This window comes from Actinosynnema sp. CA-299493, assembly GCF_050946825.1.
GTDB lineage: Bacteria > Actinomycetota > Actinomycetes > Mycobacteriales > Pseudonocardiaceae > Actinosynnema.
Genome location: NZ_CP191993.1, coordinates 5,254,635 through 5,270,029, shown reverse-complemented (window position 1 = coordinate 5,270,029; position 15,395 = coordinate 5,254,635). Strand labels below are relative to the sequence as shown.

The 15,395-nt window shown below is 69.5% G+C and carries 14 protein-coding genes; 11 read left to right on the top strand and 3 right to left on the bottom strand.

Annotated elements, in window-relative coordinates; genetic code table 11:
- The first annotated feature begins 1 nt into the window (after position 1).
- Positions 2-1,843, top strand: coding sequence for a sugar-binding protein (locus tag ACQPYE_RS21935; protein WP_498713987.1), 1,842 nt, complete (start codon positions 2-4; stop codon positions 1,841-1,843).
- Here ACQPYE_RS21935 and ACQPYE_RS21930 read toward each other — a convergent pair.
- Complete coding sequence (locus ACQPYE_RS21930; protein WP_498722961.1) at positions 1,744-2,115, bottom strand: pentapeptide repeat-containing protein; 372 nt, start codon at positions 2,113-2,115, stop codon at positions 1,744-1,746. The genes ACQPYE_RS21935 and ACQPYE_RS21930 overlap by 100 nt on opposite strands.
- 343 nt (positions 2,116-2,458) lie before the next feature.
- Here ACQPYE_RS21930 and ACQPYE_RS21925 point away from each other — a divergent pair, with 343 nt between their 5' ends.
- A complete protein-coding gene (locus tag ACQPYE_RS21925) occupies positions 2,459-3,325 on the top strand; it encodes a DUF4082 domain-containing protein (protein ID WP_498713985.1) in 867 nt (288 codons plus the stop codon).
- Positions 3,326-3,438: 113 nt separating this feature from the next.
- The gene (locus ACQPYE_RS21920; RefSeq protein ID WP_498713982.1) at positions 3,439-4,014 is read left to right on the top strand and encodes a DUF6817 domain-containing protein; all 576 of its coding nucleotides are present in this window, start codon (positions 3,439-3,441) and stop codon (positions 4,012-4,014) included.
- Positions 4,015-4,070: 56 nt separating this feature from the next.
- Here ACQPYE_RS21920 and ACQPYE_RS21915 read toward each other — a convergent pair whose 3' ends face one another.
- Positions 4,071-4,577 carry a hypothetical protein gene (locus ACQPYE_RS21915; protein WP_498713980.1) on the bottom strand — a complete coding sequence of 169 codons (507 nt, stop codon included), beginning with the start codon at positions 4,575-4,577 and terminating at the stop codon, positions 4,071-4,073.
- Between the two features lie 92 nt (positions 4,578-4,669).
- Positions 4,670-5,830, bottom strand: a complete 1,161-nt coding sequence (locus ACQPYE_RS21910; protein ID WP_498713977.1) for an ROK family protein — start codon at positions 5,828-5,830, stop codon at positions 4,670-4,672.
- Positions 5,831-6,021: 191 nt separating this feature from the next.
- Here ACQPYE_RS21910 and ACQPYE_RS21905 point away from each other — a divergent pair, with 191 nt between their 5' ends.
- The 8 genes from ACQPYE_RS21905 (at position 6,022) to ACQPYE_RS21870 (ending at position 15,193) form a co-directional block, all read left to right on the top strand.
- Positions 6,022-7,302 carry an ABC transporter substrate-binding protein gene (locus ACQPYE_RS21905; RefSeq protein ID WP_498713973.1) on the top strand — a complete coding sequence of 427 codons (1,281 nt, stop codon included), beginning with the start codon at positions 6,022-6,024 and terminating at the stop codon, positions 7,300-7,302.
- A gap of 36 nt (positions 7,303-7,338) precedes the next feature.
- Positions 7,339-8,292: a carbohydrate ABC transporter permease gene (locus ACQPYE_RS21900; RefSeq protein WP_498713970.1), complete on the top strand. Its 954-nt coding sequence runs from the start codon at positions 7,339-7,341 to the stop codon at positions 8,290-8,292.
- Positions 8,279-9,181, top strand: coding sequence for a carbohydrate ABC transporter permease (locus ACQPYE_RS21895; protein ID WP_498713967.1), 903 nt, complete (start codon positions 8,279-8,281; stop codon positions 9,179-9,181). The genes ACQPYE_RS21900 and ACQPYE_RS21895 overlap by 14 nt, the downstream gene beginning before the upstream one ends.
- 19 nt (positions 9,182-9,200) lie before the next feature.
- Positions 9,201-10,928: a glycoside hydrolase family 13 protein gene (locus ACQPYE_RS21890; RefSeq protein ID WP_498713965.1), complete on the top strand. Its 1,728-nt coding sequence runs from the start codon at positions 9,201-9,203 to the stop codon at positions 10,926-10,928.
- A 52-nt stretch (positions 10,929-10,980) separates the two neighbouring features.
- Positions 10,981-13,290, top strand: coding sequence for a family 49 glycosyl hydrolase (locus ACQPYE_RS21885; RefSeq protein ID WP_498713963.1), 2,310 nt, complete (start codon positions 10,981-10,983; stop codon positions 13,288-13,290).
- Between the two features lie 299 nt (positions 13,291-13,589).
- Entirely contained in the window at positions 13,590-14,297 is a 708-nt protein-coding gene (locus tag ACQPYE_RS21880) for a hypothetical protein (RefSeq protein WP_498713961.1), read from the top strand.
- 66 nt (positions 14,298-14,363) lie between these two features.
- The gene (locus ACQPYE_RS21875) at positions 14,364-14,777 is read left to right on the top strand and encodes a hypothetical protein (protein WP_498713959.1); all 414 of its coding nucleotides are present in this window, start codon (positions 14,364-14,366) and stop codon (positions 14,775-14,777) included.
- Complete coding sequence (locus ACQPYE_RS21870) at positions 14,774-15,193, top strand: DoxX family membrane protein (RefSeq protein ID WP_498713957.1); 420 nt, start codon at positions 14,774-14,776, stop codon at positions 15,191-15,193. The genes ACQPYE_RS21875 and ACQPYE_RS21870 overlap by 4 nt, the downstream gene beginning before the upstream one ends.
- Positions 15,194-15,395: the final 202 nt, after the last annotated feature.

Here is a 15,395-nt window from a genome sequence, read left to right as displayed (position 1 = left end):
AGTGGCCTTGCTCGTCGCGCTCGTGTGGTCGGTCTCGGCGTTCGCCGTGGTTCCGGTCGCGGCGCGGCCGGCGGGATCGCTCGTCCGTGCCCACGTGGACGTGTTGTTCATCGGTGCGCACCCGGACGACGAGTTCCAGTCGCTCGCCGCGTTCGGTCAGTGGATCGAGTACCGCGGCCGGAGCGTGGGCGTCGCGACGATCACCCGAGGCGAGGGCGGTGGCAACGCCGTCGGTCCGGAGGAGGGTGCGCCGCTGGGTCTGCTGCGCGAGGGGGAGGAACGCCGGGCGGTGGGGCTGGTCGGCGTCAAAGACGTGTACTACCTGGACAAACCCGATTTCTGGTACACGTTGTCCGCGCCGTTGACAGCTTCGGTGTGGGACGGGCCGCCGCAGGAGGCCGACACCCTGGAACGGCTCGTGCGGTTGATCCGGGCGACCACGCCGAAGGTGGTGGTGACGATGGACCCCCACCCGTTCGGGCAGCACGGAGCCCACCAGCTGGCCGGGCGGTTGGCGGCGGAGGCGTTCCTGCGAGCGGGCGACGCCAACGCCTTCCCCGATCAGATCACCCGTGAGGGGTACCGGGTCTGGCAGGCCGACCGGTTGCTCGCGCAGTACTGGGGCTTCGACGGACCTGTCGGCCAGGGCTGCGCGACGGCCGACCTGGCGGACCCCCGTAGCGGTCTGCCGCTGGAGGGCGTGTGGGAGGGAACCTGGTCCCGCAGGCACCACAGCACGTGGGCGCAGCGGGAACGTGACGCGGCCCGGGTGTACGTCTCGCAGGGTTTCGGCGCACTGCCCAAGCGGATCGAGAAGCCGAGGGATCAGTTGGGCTGCGACTGGTTCACCGTGCTGGCGGATGGCGGCAAACCCGTCCCACCGCGCTCGGACCGGGAGCTCAAGCCGCTCTACGACGAGTTCACCCGGTGGGCGGTCGGGATCGGGATGCCGTGGCTGGCGGACGGGGCGCAACCCGACTACCCCGCCAACCCGGCCACCACCGTCGAGCAGGCCGTCGGGCAACCGGTCGTGGACGGCGAGCGCGACGAGGAGGAGTACCCCGGTGAGGAGTTGCGCCTCGGGTACTGGGAGGGCGATGAGTGCGTGGACGACAACGACTGCTCGGCCACCGCGCACCTGTCCCGCCACGGCGACCACCTGTACGCGTTCTTCGACGTCACCGACGACGTGCGCGGCACGGCGTTGCCGTCGAGCGACTGCAAGCGGCACTGGCGCACCGACTCGGTGGAACTGACCGTGGATCCACGCGGCCGGTCCGACGACACGTCCACCACCTACAAGCTGGCCGTGCTGCCCTTCACCGAGGACGGCCGCTCCTGCGCGTCCAGGGACGCCGACCAGCACCAAGGGCCGGCGCACGGTGTCGAGCACGCGTCCGTCCTGCGGGACACCGGCTACACCGTCGAGGTGAGGGTCCCGATCGCCGCGCTGCCGGACGAGGTGGACCCGGAGGCGGTGACGGTCAACGCGCTGGTCTACGACTCCGACAGCCAGGACAGGACGGGGAAGTCCCGGTTGGCGTGGTCGCCGTTCGGCAGCGCCCAGGCCGACCCGTACGCGTGGGGCCCGGCCCGGTTGCCGGACTACACCCCACCGGCACGAGCGAAGGCCGAGCCGGTCATCCCGACCGAAGCCGCGTCCAGCTGCCACTCCCGCGCGTCACGGCTGCAGAGCGCCCGCACCGGCGTTCCGCTGGGTGTCGGACGCCCGCCGGTGCGCTGTCACCGGGAAGCCGCACCCGGTGCCGGTCTCGACCCGCCGCGGAGCGAAGTCGCGGGCGGCGGCGAAGGGCTCGGCCGACAGCGCGTTGCCCGCGGGTGAGCTCTCCCGGTCGGGTGTGCCGATCCGCCGCACAGGCGAACCACCACACGACGACCCCATCGCCTACCGGTGTTGTCGTCGAGGTTGACCTGGTCGAGGGCCGCGTCCGTGAGGTCGGCGCCACGGAGGTCGCAACCCCGCACCGAGGCATCGGACAAGTCGGCGTTCCGCAGGTCGGCGTCGCGCAGATCAGTCTCGATGAGGGTGGCATCGCGCAAACTCGCCCTCTGGAGGTCCGCACCGCGCAGATCCGCGCCCGTCAGGTCGGCCATGTCCAACTCGGCCTCGTGCAGATCGGGTTTGACCTCGGGGTGCTCCTCCCGCCACGCGTTCCACTCCTCCACGCTGCGCTTGAGCAGATCAACCTGCTGCTGCGCTGCCATCACCATCTCCCGTCCAGTCGACGAACCTCTCCGTGAGCCTGACCGGATCGGCCCGTCCCCGAACCGGCCGACGTCCCGCTGCACCGGTTCGTGCGACCCCCGAGTGGCGCAGGGCCGTGGGCTGTTGGCGGACGTGGCACGGGCAGGCGCAGCAATTCGCGGCCGGGGTGTAGCGGGGGAGTGGTAGCAGGCGATCACGTTGGTGTTCGCGTCCGCAGGCGAGGGGATTCAGATGTTCCGATCCGCAGGTGTTCTGGTGGCGGCGTTGCTCGTCGCGGTAGGGGCAGCCGGCCTGTCGAGCACCGCCGTGGCCGAGGCGATCTACGACCCGAGCGTTCAGCTCCTCACCCCCACCGCGGGCTCGCACGTGGAGGTGGGCGTTCCGCTGCAGATCAGCGGCTCGGCGCACTACGGGACGACGGACTTCTCGGAATGGGCCGAGATATCGTTCGACGGGGGCGAGACCTGGGACTACGTGGACATGCCGCCCACCTCGCAGAACTGGCAGTACCTCTACACGCCCACCGTCGAAGGTGATCTCAGGATCGCCACGCGTGCGCACGATTACGGGTACACCGGGCTGCCTAGGTTCACCGTCGTGCATGTCGGCGGCCCGTCGACGATGAAGCCCGTCGACTGCGGCGTGATCCTCGGGTGCCGGCCTTTCGTCGCCGACGTGTACCCGACCGTGGACGTCGACCCCCAGCCGGTCGAACTGGGTCTGGCCTTCCAGGTGGACCGGCCTGGGCAGATCACCCACGTGGAGGTCACCCGGCCCGGCAATCCTCCGACGCCGGTCCGCGTGCGGCTGTGGAACTCGACGGGTGACGTACTCGCCGATGTGACCGGCGTCCCGATGTACGGCTACCGGGTCTCGCTGCCGCAGAACACGCAGGTCGCCGCCGGTGAGCGCTACGTCGTGTCGTACTCCACCGAGGGCCTTCCCTACCGGTCGACGGAGTGGCAGTTCAGCGGCGAAGTGGTGTCCAACCCGTTCCGGCTCCCGGTCTCGGCGGGTGTCCACAGCTACGACGGCGGTTTCCCGACCGAGTCGTGGCACCACAGCAGCTACGGCATCGTGCCGGACTTCGCCGGCTGATCCGCCTGCTGCGGCTGGATCAGCTTGACGGGTCATCACAGCCGGTCAAGCGACGTGTCCGTGCTTCGTTGACGAGCCTGCCCGCCGTGCACCCGCGAGGTTACGGTCGAGCCATGAGCACCGGACAGGACGTGCGAGCATGGCTGCGTCAGTGCGGAGCCGAGTCGATCGACCACCCTGGTGGCACTCTCTACGCCCACCTGTCACGCGTCCACGACCGCCTCGGCGGACTGGGGTTGGGCGCCGACGTGAGGTTGGCCGGCTTGGCGCACGCGGCGTACGGCACGGACGGTTTCGCCCTCGCGCTGCTCGATCCCGCCGATCGCACCACGCTGAGGGACCTCATCGGGGAGTCGGCGGAGAGGTTGGTCTACCTGTACGGCGCTTGTGACCGCGACCTCACCTGGCCTCGACTGGCCGACACCGGCGAGGTCTGGAACCGCTTCACGGGCGGGAGCGAGCGCTTGGACCGCGACTGGCTGCGCCCGTTCGTCGACCTGAGCATCGTCAACGAACTGGACGTGGTCGAACAGGATCCGGCGGTGGCGCGGAAGCACGGCGACTACTTCCGGTCGCTGTTCACCTCGTGGGCACGGGTCGCCTCCGCTCAGGTCACAGCCGAGGCCGAGCGGGTACTGGACTTCGACACCGCGACGGCGGGTCGGGCGGGCGCTCCGCCCCAGCACTGAACGGTGGGACGCGCGGGGCGGTGATGCGCGGTGCCGCCGGGTTCGGCTGGTGCCGGCTACTCGTCCCCACCCCAGGTGCCGAGGACCGCGAGCGCTGCCTCGCCCTCGTCGAAGGCGGAGAACAGGTCCGGCTCCGCCGCGCGCCCTTCGCGGAGCAGCAGGACCACGGGTCGGTCCCCGTCGTCGGTGGCGGGGTCGAAGTCGGTGGTGATCTCCCGGCGCAGCAGGAGCACACCGCCGTCCACCAGCGGGGCGTCGCGCAGGTGGACCGCGAGGTCGTCCCGGTGCTCGCGCACCATGCGGTCGTACACCTCGGGGGAGGTCAGCAGCAGCACGGCCAACCGGTCGGCGACGCGTTCGCAGCGCACTCCCAGGTCGAAGGGGAGCAGGTAGAACACGCCTTCCTCCCCTTCGTGGCCCCGGTCCAGCAGCATGTCCACCACCCGTTGGCCGGGGTCGTCCGAGGTGGGGTCGATCCCGATGAGGACCAGCTCGGCCTCGTCCGCCTCGCCGTCCTCCAGCGCCGGCACGGCGGTGATCCACATCTGTTCCGCGTCACCCATGCCGGTGATCCAAGCCCACCTCCGTTCCCCTCCGAACAGCGGGCGGGGTGGATCTCGGCGACCCGCCGTGGAATGGGGTTCGTGCGAGCGGGTCAGGCGGTGCGCAGGGGAAGGGTGGCGAGCACGGTGCGCTGGATCGCCACGGCGGCGGCGCCGCGGGCCCAGAGCGTCGGGTCGTCGTTGAGGAAGCGCAGGTCGATCGGGGACGCCTCGGCGTGGCGGGCCTGGGTGATGCCCGCCCGCACGCGTGCCTCGGCGACCTGGGCGAGGCGGATGCCCTCGCCGGTGAGGATGATCCGCTCGGGTTGGGCGATGTTCGCGACGGCCGCGATCAGCGTGCCGAACGCGTGCCCGGCCCGGCCGACGATCTGGTCGGCGACCTGGTTCCCGGCTTCGGCGAGGTCGAGCACCTCGTCGTAGGTGACGGGCCGACCCAGGGTCAGGGCGGCCTGCGACTGGATGGCGTCGGTGGTGAGCAGGGATTTCACGCAGCCGCGGTGCCCCTCGGGGCAGACCGGGCCGAGCGGGTCGATGGGGAAGTGCCCGAGCAGGCCCAAGCCCGAGTCCGGGCCGCCGACCAGCCGGTCGTGCACCACGAGCCCGCCACCGACGCCCGCGCCGATGGTGAGCACGGCGAAGCTGTCCACGTCCCGGCCGTCGCCGAACCAGTGCTCGGCCTCCAGCAGGGCGTCGAGGTCGTTGGACACCACCGCCGGCCTGCCGGTCGCCCGACCGACCGCCGCGCTGAGGTCGACGTCCTGCCAGTGCAGGAACACCGCCTGGCGGACGCGGGCGAAGTCGTGCACCACACCGCCTATGCCGATGCCGATCGCGGTGACCGGTCGGGCCGGGTCGTCCAGGGCGGCGACCAGGGCGGCGACCTGGGCCACCACCGCCTCCGGCGCGTGGTCGGCGATCTCGACGGTGGCGCTGTCGAGGATGTCGGCGCGCAGGTTGGTCAGCACGCCGTAGGCGCGGAACCCGGCGAGCTTGATGCCGATGAACCGCTGCACCTCCGGGTCGACGTCCAGCGGCTGCAACGGTCGCCCGCCGCCGCGCGGGTTCGGCGTGTCCACCTCGCGCAGCAGGCCGGCGTCCATCAGCGGCTTGGTCAGCCGGGTGAGGCTCGCCGTCGACAGGCCCAGGCGGTCCGCCAGCTCCGAGCGGGCCAGCGGTCCGTGGAGCAGGACTTCCAGCGTCACGCGGCGAGCGGAGGGCAGCAGGGGTGCCCAGGGTGAGGCGGCGTCGAGCACCGTGCGCTCCTCGTCGAGGTCAGGGTTAACCGGAACGCAATAGTACCGCGACGAAACTACCTGACAAGACCCTCTACGTGACGAAAACGTGACTAGCTGCGGGTTGACGCGTTACAGTCGCATCGCCCTTAATGTTGCGACAAAGAAAACCCCGGTAGGCGACGCCGCCGTCGCGACTCTGGAGGACCGACATGCGCAAGCACCCCCTACGGCTGGCCACCGCGGTGGCCGCCGCCTTGGCGCTGGTGATGACCGGGTGTTCGAGCGGAGGTGACTCCGGCGACTCGAACACGCTCAAGGTGTGGTGGTGGGAGACCGACGACAGCGCGCTGTCGGCCGCCTGGAAGCAGGCCGTCTCGATCTTCGAGGCCGAGCACCCCGGCGTCGTGGTCGAGCAGGAGCTCAAGACCTACGAGCAGATGCAGCAGTCCGGCCAGCTCATCCTGGACTCCGACGACACCCCCGACGTGCTGGAGTACCTGAAGGGCAACGCCACCGCCGGCGTGGTCGCGAAGGCGGGTCTGCTCACCGACCTGACCGAGGTCGCCACGACCCGCGGCTGGAAGCTCGACAACAGCGCCCAGGACGTCGGCCTGTACGACGACAACGGGCTGATGGGGTCGGGCAAGCGGTACGGCATCACGAACTACGGCGAGTACGTCGGCGTCTGGTACAACCAGGACCTGTTCGCCCGGCACGACGTGCGGGTGCCGGCGACGCCGGCCGAGTTCGAGAACGCCCTGAAGACCTTCGCCGACAAGGGCGTCACGCCGCTCGCGCTCGGCTCGGCCGACTACCCCGGCCCGCACCTGCTGTACTCCCTGGCGCTGGCGCACATGGACCAGCGGTCCCTGGCCGCCTACCAGCGGTTCGAGGGCGAAGTGGACTGGTCGGCGTGGGAGAAGGCCGCCACGACCATGCGCCGGTGGGTGGACGAGAAGTTCATCAGCACCGACTCCACCGGCATCCCGGCGCAGGACGCGGGCAACGCGTTCATCGCGGGCCAGTACCCCATGTTCGTCTCCGGCACCTGGTGGGCCGGGCAGATCGCCGAGCAGCCCACGTTCAAGACCGGCCAGTTCCTGTTCCCCGGCAACGAGCTGCACCCCGGCTCCGGCGGCAACCTGTGGGTCGTGCCCGCGAAGGCGAAGAACAAGGACCTCGCCTACGACTTCCTGGAGATCACCCAACGACCCGAGGTGCAGAACCTCCTGGCCGACAAGGGCGGGGTGCCGGTCGCGCCCGAGCCCGGTTCGGCCAGCTCGGCGATGGGCCTGCTGGTCGGCGACCGGTTCACCGAGCTGCTGTCCGGCGACGACGGCGGGCTGGCGCTGTACCCGGACTTCCCGGTGGCCGGGCTCAACGACGTCCTGGTCGCCAACACCACCGACCTCGTCGGCGGTGACGCGAGCCCGCGCCAGGTGGTCGAGGCGATCAAGACCGCCTACGACGCCGGCAAGCCGACCGCCTAGCCCGGTCGGACCGCCGAAAGGATCGCCATGTCCTCAGTGAGCACAGCCACGCGCACCACCACGTCCCGCCGGGCGCGCAAGGGCACGTCGGAACGCCGGAGCGGTTACTGGTGGTACGTCCTGCCCGGCGCGGTCGGGTTCCTCGCCGTCGTCGCCGTGCCGTTCGGGATGAACCTCTGGTACAGCCTCACCTCCTTCCGAGGCGTCGGCGACCCGGTGTTCATCGGGTTCGAGAACTACCGGCGGCTGCTGGGCGACCCGCTGTTCTGGGCGTCGTTCCGGCACAGCGCGGCGTTCATCGTGGCCATGGCGATCCTCCCGACCGCCATCGGGGTGGTGGTCGCGGCCGTGCTGTTCAACTTCATCTCGCCGAAGTTCGGGTCGAAGGTCGCGAGCTTCCTGCGCGCCACCTACTACCTGCCCCAGATCCTGCCGATCGCGGTCGCGGGCGTGCTCTGGAAGTGGATGTACCAACCGCAGTACGGGATCATCAACACCACCCTGCGCGACCTCGGCCTCGGCGGTCTGGCGCAGAACTGGCTCGGTGACTCCGACCTGGCCGTCTACGCGGTGATGAACGTGCTGGTCTGGCTCCAGATCGGCTACACCGTGGTGGTGTTCATGGCCGGGCTGTCCCGGGTGGACCCGGCGCTGTACGAGGCCGCCGAGCTGGACGGCGCGACCTGGTGGCAGCAGTTCCGCACCATCACGCTCAACCAGCTGCGGCCGGAGATCGCGGTCGTGCTGATCACCACGTCGGTGGCGGCGCTGAAGGTGTTCGCGCCGATCTTCGTGCTCACCCGGGGCGGGCCGGGCACCAGCACGATCGTGCCCGCCTACTTCTCGTTCTCCAACTTCTTCACCACCACCAAGGTCGGCTACGGCGCCGCGGTGGCCTCCGTGCTGGCACTGGTGATCTCGGTCGTCGCGGTCGCGCTGCTGCGCTACCAGACCCGCAACTCCGAAGGGTTCGAAGATGGCCGTGGATAGCCTGGAGAAGACGGTGGTGAGCGCGGCAGAGCCCGTCGTGCCCGTCGTGCGCGCGGTCAAGCGCCGCAAGCGCGGCGTCAGCGGCTGGGTGGTGCTCGCCCTGGTCGCCGGTGTCGGCCTGCTGATGCTGTTCCCGTTCTGGATCGCGATCATCAACGCCTTCAAGCCCGCACCCGACTACATCGCCAACGGGCCGGTCTCGCTGCCCACCGAGCTGGACTTCTCCGCCTTGGTGGACTTCTGGGTCGGCGTGGACTTCAACCGCAAGCTGCTCAACAGCGTCGTGATCAGCGGCAGCGTGGCACTGATCGCGGTGGCGCTGAGCCTGCTGTCGGCGTTCGCCATCGGCATCGGCCGCATCCGCGGCCGGGTGTGGATCCTCGCGCTGTTCATGCTCGCGTTCACCATCCCGCAGGAAGCCCTGGTGTACCCGCTGTTCGTGCTCACCCGCGACCTCGGGCTCTACGACACGATGACCGGTGTCATCGTCATCCTGGCCGTGCTCCAGAGCGCGTTCGGCACCTACATGCTGTCCTCGGTGCTGGGCACCTTCCCACCGGAGGTGCTGGAAGCCGCCCGGCTCGACGGCGCCAGTCGGTTCCAGGTGCTCCGGTTGGTCGTCCTGCCGCTGACCAGGCCGACGATGGCGGTGCTGATGACGTTCTTCTTCATCTGGACCTGGAACGACTTCTTCCTGCCCCTGGTGCTGCTGCCCTCCGCGGACAACCAGACCGTGTCGGTCGCCCTCGGCGCGTTGAGCGGTCAGTACACCAGCGACCCCACGGCCCTGGCCGCCGCGTCGCTGGCGGGCATCCTGCCGGCACTGGTGTTCTTCCTGCTCTTCCAACGCACGCTCATGCGCGGCGTGAACCTCGGCGCGGTCAAATAACTCCCCACGAAGGACAGCCATGACTCTCGACCAGACGGTCACCCCGACCCTGGCCACAGCCCCGTGGTGGACCTCGGCCGTGGTGTACCAGGTGTACCCGCGCAGCTTCGCCGACTCGGACGGTGACGGCGTCGGCGACCTGGCGGGTCTGTCCTCCCGGCTGGACCACCTGGAGCGGCTCGGCGTGGACGTGATCTGGCTGTCGCCGGTCTATGCCTCGCCGCACGCCGACAACGGCTATGACATCTCCGACTACCAGGCGATCGACCCCGCGTTCGGCACGCTGGAGGACTTCGACCGCCTGCTGGCCGAGGTGCACGCGCGCGGGATGAAGCTGGTGATGGACCTGGTGGTCAACCACACCTCCGACGAGCACCCGTGGTTCGTGGAGTCGCGCTCGTCGACCGACAACCCGAAGCGGGACTGGTACTGGTGGCGCCCGCCCCGTGACGGGTTCGAGGCCGGGCAGCCGGGCGCGGAGCCGACCAACTGGGGTTCGTTCTTCTCCGGCCCCAGTTGGACGCTGGACGAGGCGACGGGGGAGTACTACCTGCACCTGTTCGACCGCAAGCAGCCGGACCTGAACTGGGAGAACCCCGAGGTCCGCCGGGCCGTGCACGGGATGATGCGGTGGTGGCTGGACCGGGGCGTGGACGGCTTCCGGATGGACGTCATCAACCTGATCTCCAAGGACCCGGACCTGCCCGACGGGGCCACCACCGGCGTCGGCGGCCTCGGCGACGGGTTCCCGCACTACGGCACCGGTCCGCGCATCCACGAGTTCCTCCAGGAGATGCACCGCGAGGTGTTCGACGGCCGGCCGGGTGAGCTGCTGACCGTGGGGGAGATGCCCGGCGTCACCTGGGAGGACGCCCGGCTGTTCACCGATCCTCGACGGCGCGAGCTGGACATGGTGTTCCAGTTCGAGCACGTCTCCCTCGACCACGGTCCCGGTGGCAAGTTCGACCCGAAGCCGTTGGACCTGCGCGACCTGAAGGCGTCGCTGGGCCGGTGGCAGACCGCGCTGGGCGAGGTGGGCTGGAACAGCCTGTACTGGAACAACCACGACCAACCCCGCGTGGTGTCCCGCTTCGGTGACGACGGCACGTACTGGCGCGAATCCGCCACCGCGCTGGCCACGGTGCTGCACCTGCACCGGGGCACGCCGTACATCTACCAGGGCGAAGAGCTGGGCATGACCAACGCGCCGTTCGCCGGCGTGCACGAGATGCGCGACGTCGAATCCCTCAACCACTACCGCCAGTCCCTCGCCGCCGGCGGCGACCCGGAATCGGTGTTGCGCGGCCTGCGTGCCATGGGCCGCGACAACGCCCGCACCCCCGTGCAGTGGGACACCACCCCCAACGCCGGCTTCACCACCGGCGAACCCTGGCTCCCGGCCAACCCCAACCACACCTGGCTCAACGCCCGAGCCCAGTACGACGACCCGGACTCCGTCTTCAACCACTACCGCCGACTCATCGAACTGCGCCACAACCTCCCCGTCATCGCCCTCGGCGACTTCCGCATGCTCCTGGCCGACGAGCCTTATCTCTACGCCTACGAACGCACCCTGGACGACGACCGGCTGCTCGTCGTGGCCAACCTCAGCGGCACGAGGCAAACCGCCACCCTGGACGTCGTGTGGTCGGCTGCCGACCTGCTGCTGTCCAACGTCGACGAGCCGACGGTCGTGAGCGGCCGGATCGTCATGGAGCCGTGGTCCGCGCACGTCTTCATGACATGAGGCCGCAGCAGCACGACGCAAACCCTTCCCAATGACGAGAAGAGGATTTCGCATGTCCGCAGCAAGGATGAGCAGGCCGGTGGCGCTCGCCGCCGGTCTGGCGCTCGCCCTGGTCGGCGCCGTCGCGCCGGCTGGGATGGGTGCGGGGACGCCACCGGCCCAGGCCGCCGTCTCCACCGCCGACAGTGATCAGCTCAAGACGTGGTGGCACGACAACCACGAGTTCAACACCGGCAGCCCGGTGGCGAGCGACAAGGTCAGGCGTTCGTCGTTCTACGACGTCCAGGTGGCCACCGCCGCGGCCCCGGCGACCAGGTACGACTCGTTCGCGTACATGAGCATCGCGCGCAGCGGCAAGGGCAAGATCGGCTACACGAAGGAGGACGGCGCGGAGTTCTCCTCGTCGGCGAACCTGACCATGAGCTGGTCGTCGTTCCAGTACGCCACCGACGTGTGGGTCGACGTCTCCCTGCGCACCGGTCAGAGCATCTCCTCGGCCGACCAGGTCAAGATCAAGCCCAGCGGCCTCGGCTTCGCCAAGCAGCTCGTCGACGGCGACACCGTGCGCGTCAAGGTCCCCTACAACGCCGCGGGCTACCGCTTCTCCGTCGAGTTCGACCCGCAGCTGTACACGGCCTACAACGACATGTCCGGGCCGGCCACCGACGCGGGCAAGCTCACCACCGCGTCGGGCAACGGCAACCGCGCCATCCACACCGAGCCGCGCAACTCCATGATGATCTTCGCCGAACCGGCGCCCACCGGGGCGGAGCGGGACCGGTTGATCCCGACCCCGGCCTCGGGCAGCACCTACTACCCGCCGCAGGGGCAGGTCACCAACCTGAACACGATCAGCGAGGAGGTCGTGCACTTCCGGCCCGGCACCTACTACATGACCTCGAAGTACCACGCGCTGCTGCCCAAGCAGGTCAAGTGGGTCTACCTGGCGCCCGGCGCGTACGTGAAGGGGGCGATCCGCTTCCCCGACGACAGCCAGGGCCTCTACCGGGTGACCGGCTACGGCGTGCTCTCCGGTGAGCAGTACGTCTACGAGGCCGACACCGCCAACAACTACGACCACCTCTCCGGCGCGTCCAACTGCCACTCCACCTGCGTGAAGATGCTGCAGTTCGCCTCGGCGCAGGGACGGCAGCAGCACCTGGACCTCCAGGGCGTGACCATCAACGAACCGCCGTACCACTCGTTCGTCGTCTACGGCGACGAGCAGACCTTCAGCATGAGGGTCGAGAACTACAAGCAGGTCGGTTCCTGGTACTGGCAGACCGACGGCATCGAGCTCTACCGCGGCAGCACCATGAAGAACACGTTCTTCAACGCCAACGACGACGTGCTGAAGATGTACCACAGCAATGTCAACATCGACAACACCGTCATCTGGAAGAACGAGAACGGCCCCGTCATCCAATGGGGCTGGACGCCCCGCAACATCGACAACGTCCGGGTGGGCAACACCCACGTCATCCACAACCGGATGTACTGGAAGGACGTCAAGTACAACACCTGCGTCCTCAACTCCTCCTCGCACTGGGAGGACATGGGATCGACCACCAAGGCCGACCCCAACGCGTGGGTCAAGAACATGACCTTCGAGAACATCACCGTCGAAGGCATGACCAACTGCGCGATCCGCGTCTTCGCCCTGTCCAGCACTGAGAACATCCACGTCAAGAACCTCAAGATCGACGCCTGGAGCCAGCTGGACGCGTCCTCGCAGGTCAGCCTCCTGAAGCGGCACGGCAACGGCGGTGGGCAGAAGGTGTCCCTGGGCAACGAGACGCGGGACAGCCGCGGCCTGAAGCTGGAGAACTACACCGTCGGCGGCGCCGTCATCGACAAGGCCGGCGCCAACTGGGCCGCGGACAAGCCCGGCCGGATCGGCTTCGACGCCGAGACCTGGGACAACTGGAACGCCTGGGGTCCGGGTGGCAACAACCCGGGTCCGGGACCCGACCCGGGCGCCGGTGGCCGGATCACCAACGGCGCCACCGCCAAGTGCCTCGACCGCGCGGGTGGCGGCACGGCGAACGGCACCGCGATCCAGCAGTGGGCTTGCGCCGCGGCGCCCTCCATGACCTGGGCACTCGACGGGCAGCAGCTGAAGTCCGGCGGCAAGTGCCTCGACGTCGAAGGCGGAGCCACCGCCAACGGCACCAAGGCGCACCTGTGGGACTGCGGCCCCTGGGACAGCCAGAAGTGGGCCTTCCAGGCGAACGGCGCCCTGAAGAACCTCAAGTCCGACCGCTGCCTGGACGTCGAAGGCCAGAGCGGCGCTGACGGCGCCCGCCTGCACCTGTGGGACTGCGGCACGTGGAACAGCCAGAAGTGGACCCTGACCGGCTGACCACCACCCGTCGGTGGCCGCCGGAACACCCGGCCGGCGGCCACCGGCCCATTCCCGCGCACACTCGTCGAGCGATTCGCGAAACCAGCGGATCGCGGCGGAGGCGTGTTCGGAAAATGCCCGCCCCGAAAAGGGTGACAAGTGAATGCCGGTATTGGTCCGACCGAGTAGCGGTACTTTTCGCCATTGACATCGAAAAGCTCGTCTCACTAATCTGAAGAAGCCGCCGCCACGGTGTTCCAGCCCCGGCGGGACACATTTCCCCCGGTGCTTCCTTCCGATCCTGACGGAGGCACACCATGAAGAAATCAACCAAGACGGCCTGGTCCGCCACCGGAGTCGCCGGTATCGCGTTGTCCGCGGCGTTCGTCGTGTCCTCGCTGCCCGCGAGCGCGAACGTCGTCGCGGTCACGTCCCCCGTGAGCGCGGGACCGGCGGCCCACGGCCAGCAGTACCCGGACGGTCCCTCCTCTGTGGACGGCTCGCCGCTGGAGCGGTGCCGGCGCGGCACCGATTACGCCGTGCCGGGTCGCAACCCGGTCCTGGACGAGCCGCTGAACACCGGCTTCAAGAGCAACGTCGGCCTGTCGGTCAAGGTGCAGCTCGAAGGCGGCACGTTCTACGGCAGCCGCAAGCTCGTCTTCACCAACACCAGCGGCTCGCCCGTGCACACCGACTGCCTGGTGCTCAAGTTCCGCGCCCCCTCGGGCTCGGTGGACCACCACTACCGGGCGTCCGTCCAGTACGGGCACCCCCAGCAGGACTACGTCGAGGTCGCGCGCGGCAACGGCGAGTCGCACTACATCATCCGGTTCGGCTTCCACGACGTCCCGCTCGCCGACCGCAACATCCCGGTCGGGCAGACGTGGAGCTACGAGTTGGCAGGCTCCGACCAGGGCTCGATGAGCCTGGAGGCCACGCGTGACTCCGTCGAGGTCCTGGCCGACATGAACGTCGGCGGCAACGACTGGATCTCCCGGTACGGCACCAAGCGCCTGGGCAACTGACGCCAGGTGGGTGGCGGTCCCGCAACGACGCGGGGCCGCTGCCCGGCCACCCCGGGAGGAGCCCACGTGAGAACCCTCGTCTGCCTTGCCCTGACCGTCGTGGTCGCCGCCGGCTGCACGTCCGGCGAACCCGACCACGCGCACCACCAGCACCACTGGATGACGGCGGAGGACGCCGCGCGGTTGCGTGGTGTCGCCACCACCTACCTCGGCCTGCTCTCGGGCGGCGACCCGACCACGGCGTGGGACATGTGGACCGCAGACGCCCAGCGGCGCGACCCGCGGGAGGCGTTCGCCGACCGGCTCGCCGACTGCGAACCAGGAGTCCCCTACGAGGTGCTCGGCGTCGTAGCGGACGGGCCTGATCTCGCCCGGGTCGCCTGGCGGCACGGCGAGCGCACCGGCGAGCACCTGCTCCGACTGCACGACGGGCAGTGGCGCGTCGACCCCGCCGACACCACCACCTGCGGTGCGCCGTGACCGGCCGCGCGGTGACGTTGCTGCGCGGCTCGCTCGGCCTGGTGTTCGTGTGGTTCGGCGCGCTCAAGGTCGCCGACGTGACACCGGTCGCCGACCTGGTCGCCCGCACCGTGCCGTGGCTGGACCGCGACCTGCTGCTGGTCTCGCTCGGCACGGCGGAGATCGTGCTGGGCACGGCCCTGTGGCTCGGCCGTCGACTGCGCTGGGTCGCGGCGGTCGCCCTGGTCCACCTGCTGGGGACGTTCCTGGTGCTGGTGGTCCAGCCGCAGGCGGCGTTCCAGGCGGGCAACCCGCTCCTGCTCACCACCGAGGGCGAGTTCGTCGTGAAGAACCTCGTCCTGATCACCGCGTGCCTGGTGCTCATGTCCGCTGATCAGCCACAACAGTCCGAAGAGTTGATCGGCGCGAGAAAGTAGACCACAACGGGATGGCACATCGGCGGCGGTGAACGCGACCGTGCCGACCGCGTTCACGGTCGACGGCGCGCCCGCCTGGAACACCCGGACACCCCTGCCCGGCCCGAAACCGCGCAGGGGTGGGCGGGGTCGCCGGTGGCGGCCTGCGACCCCGCTCCCGCAAGAGCGGTGGCGTCGTCACGGACCGATCGGGACGACGCCA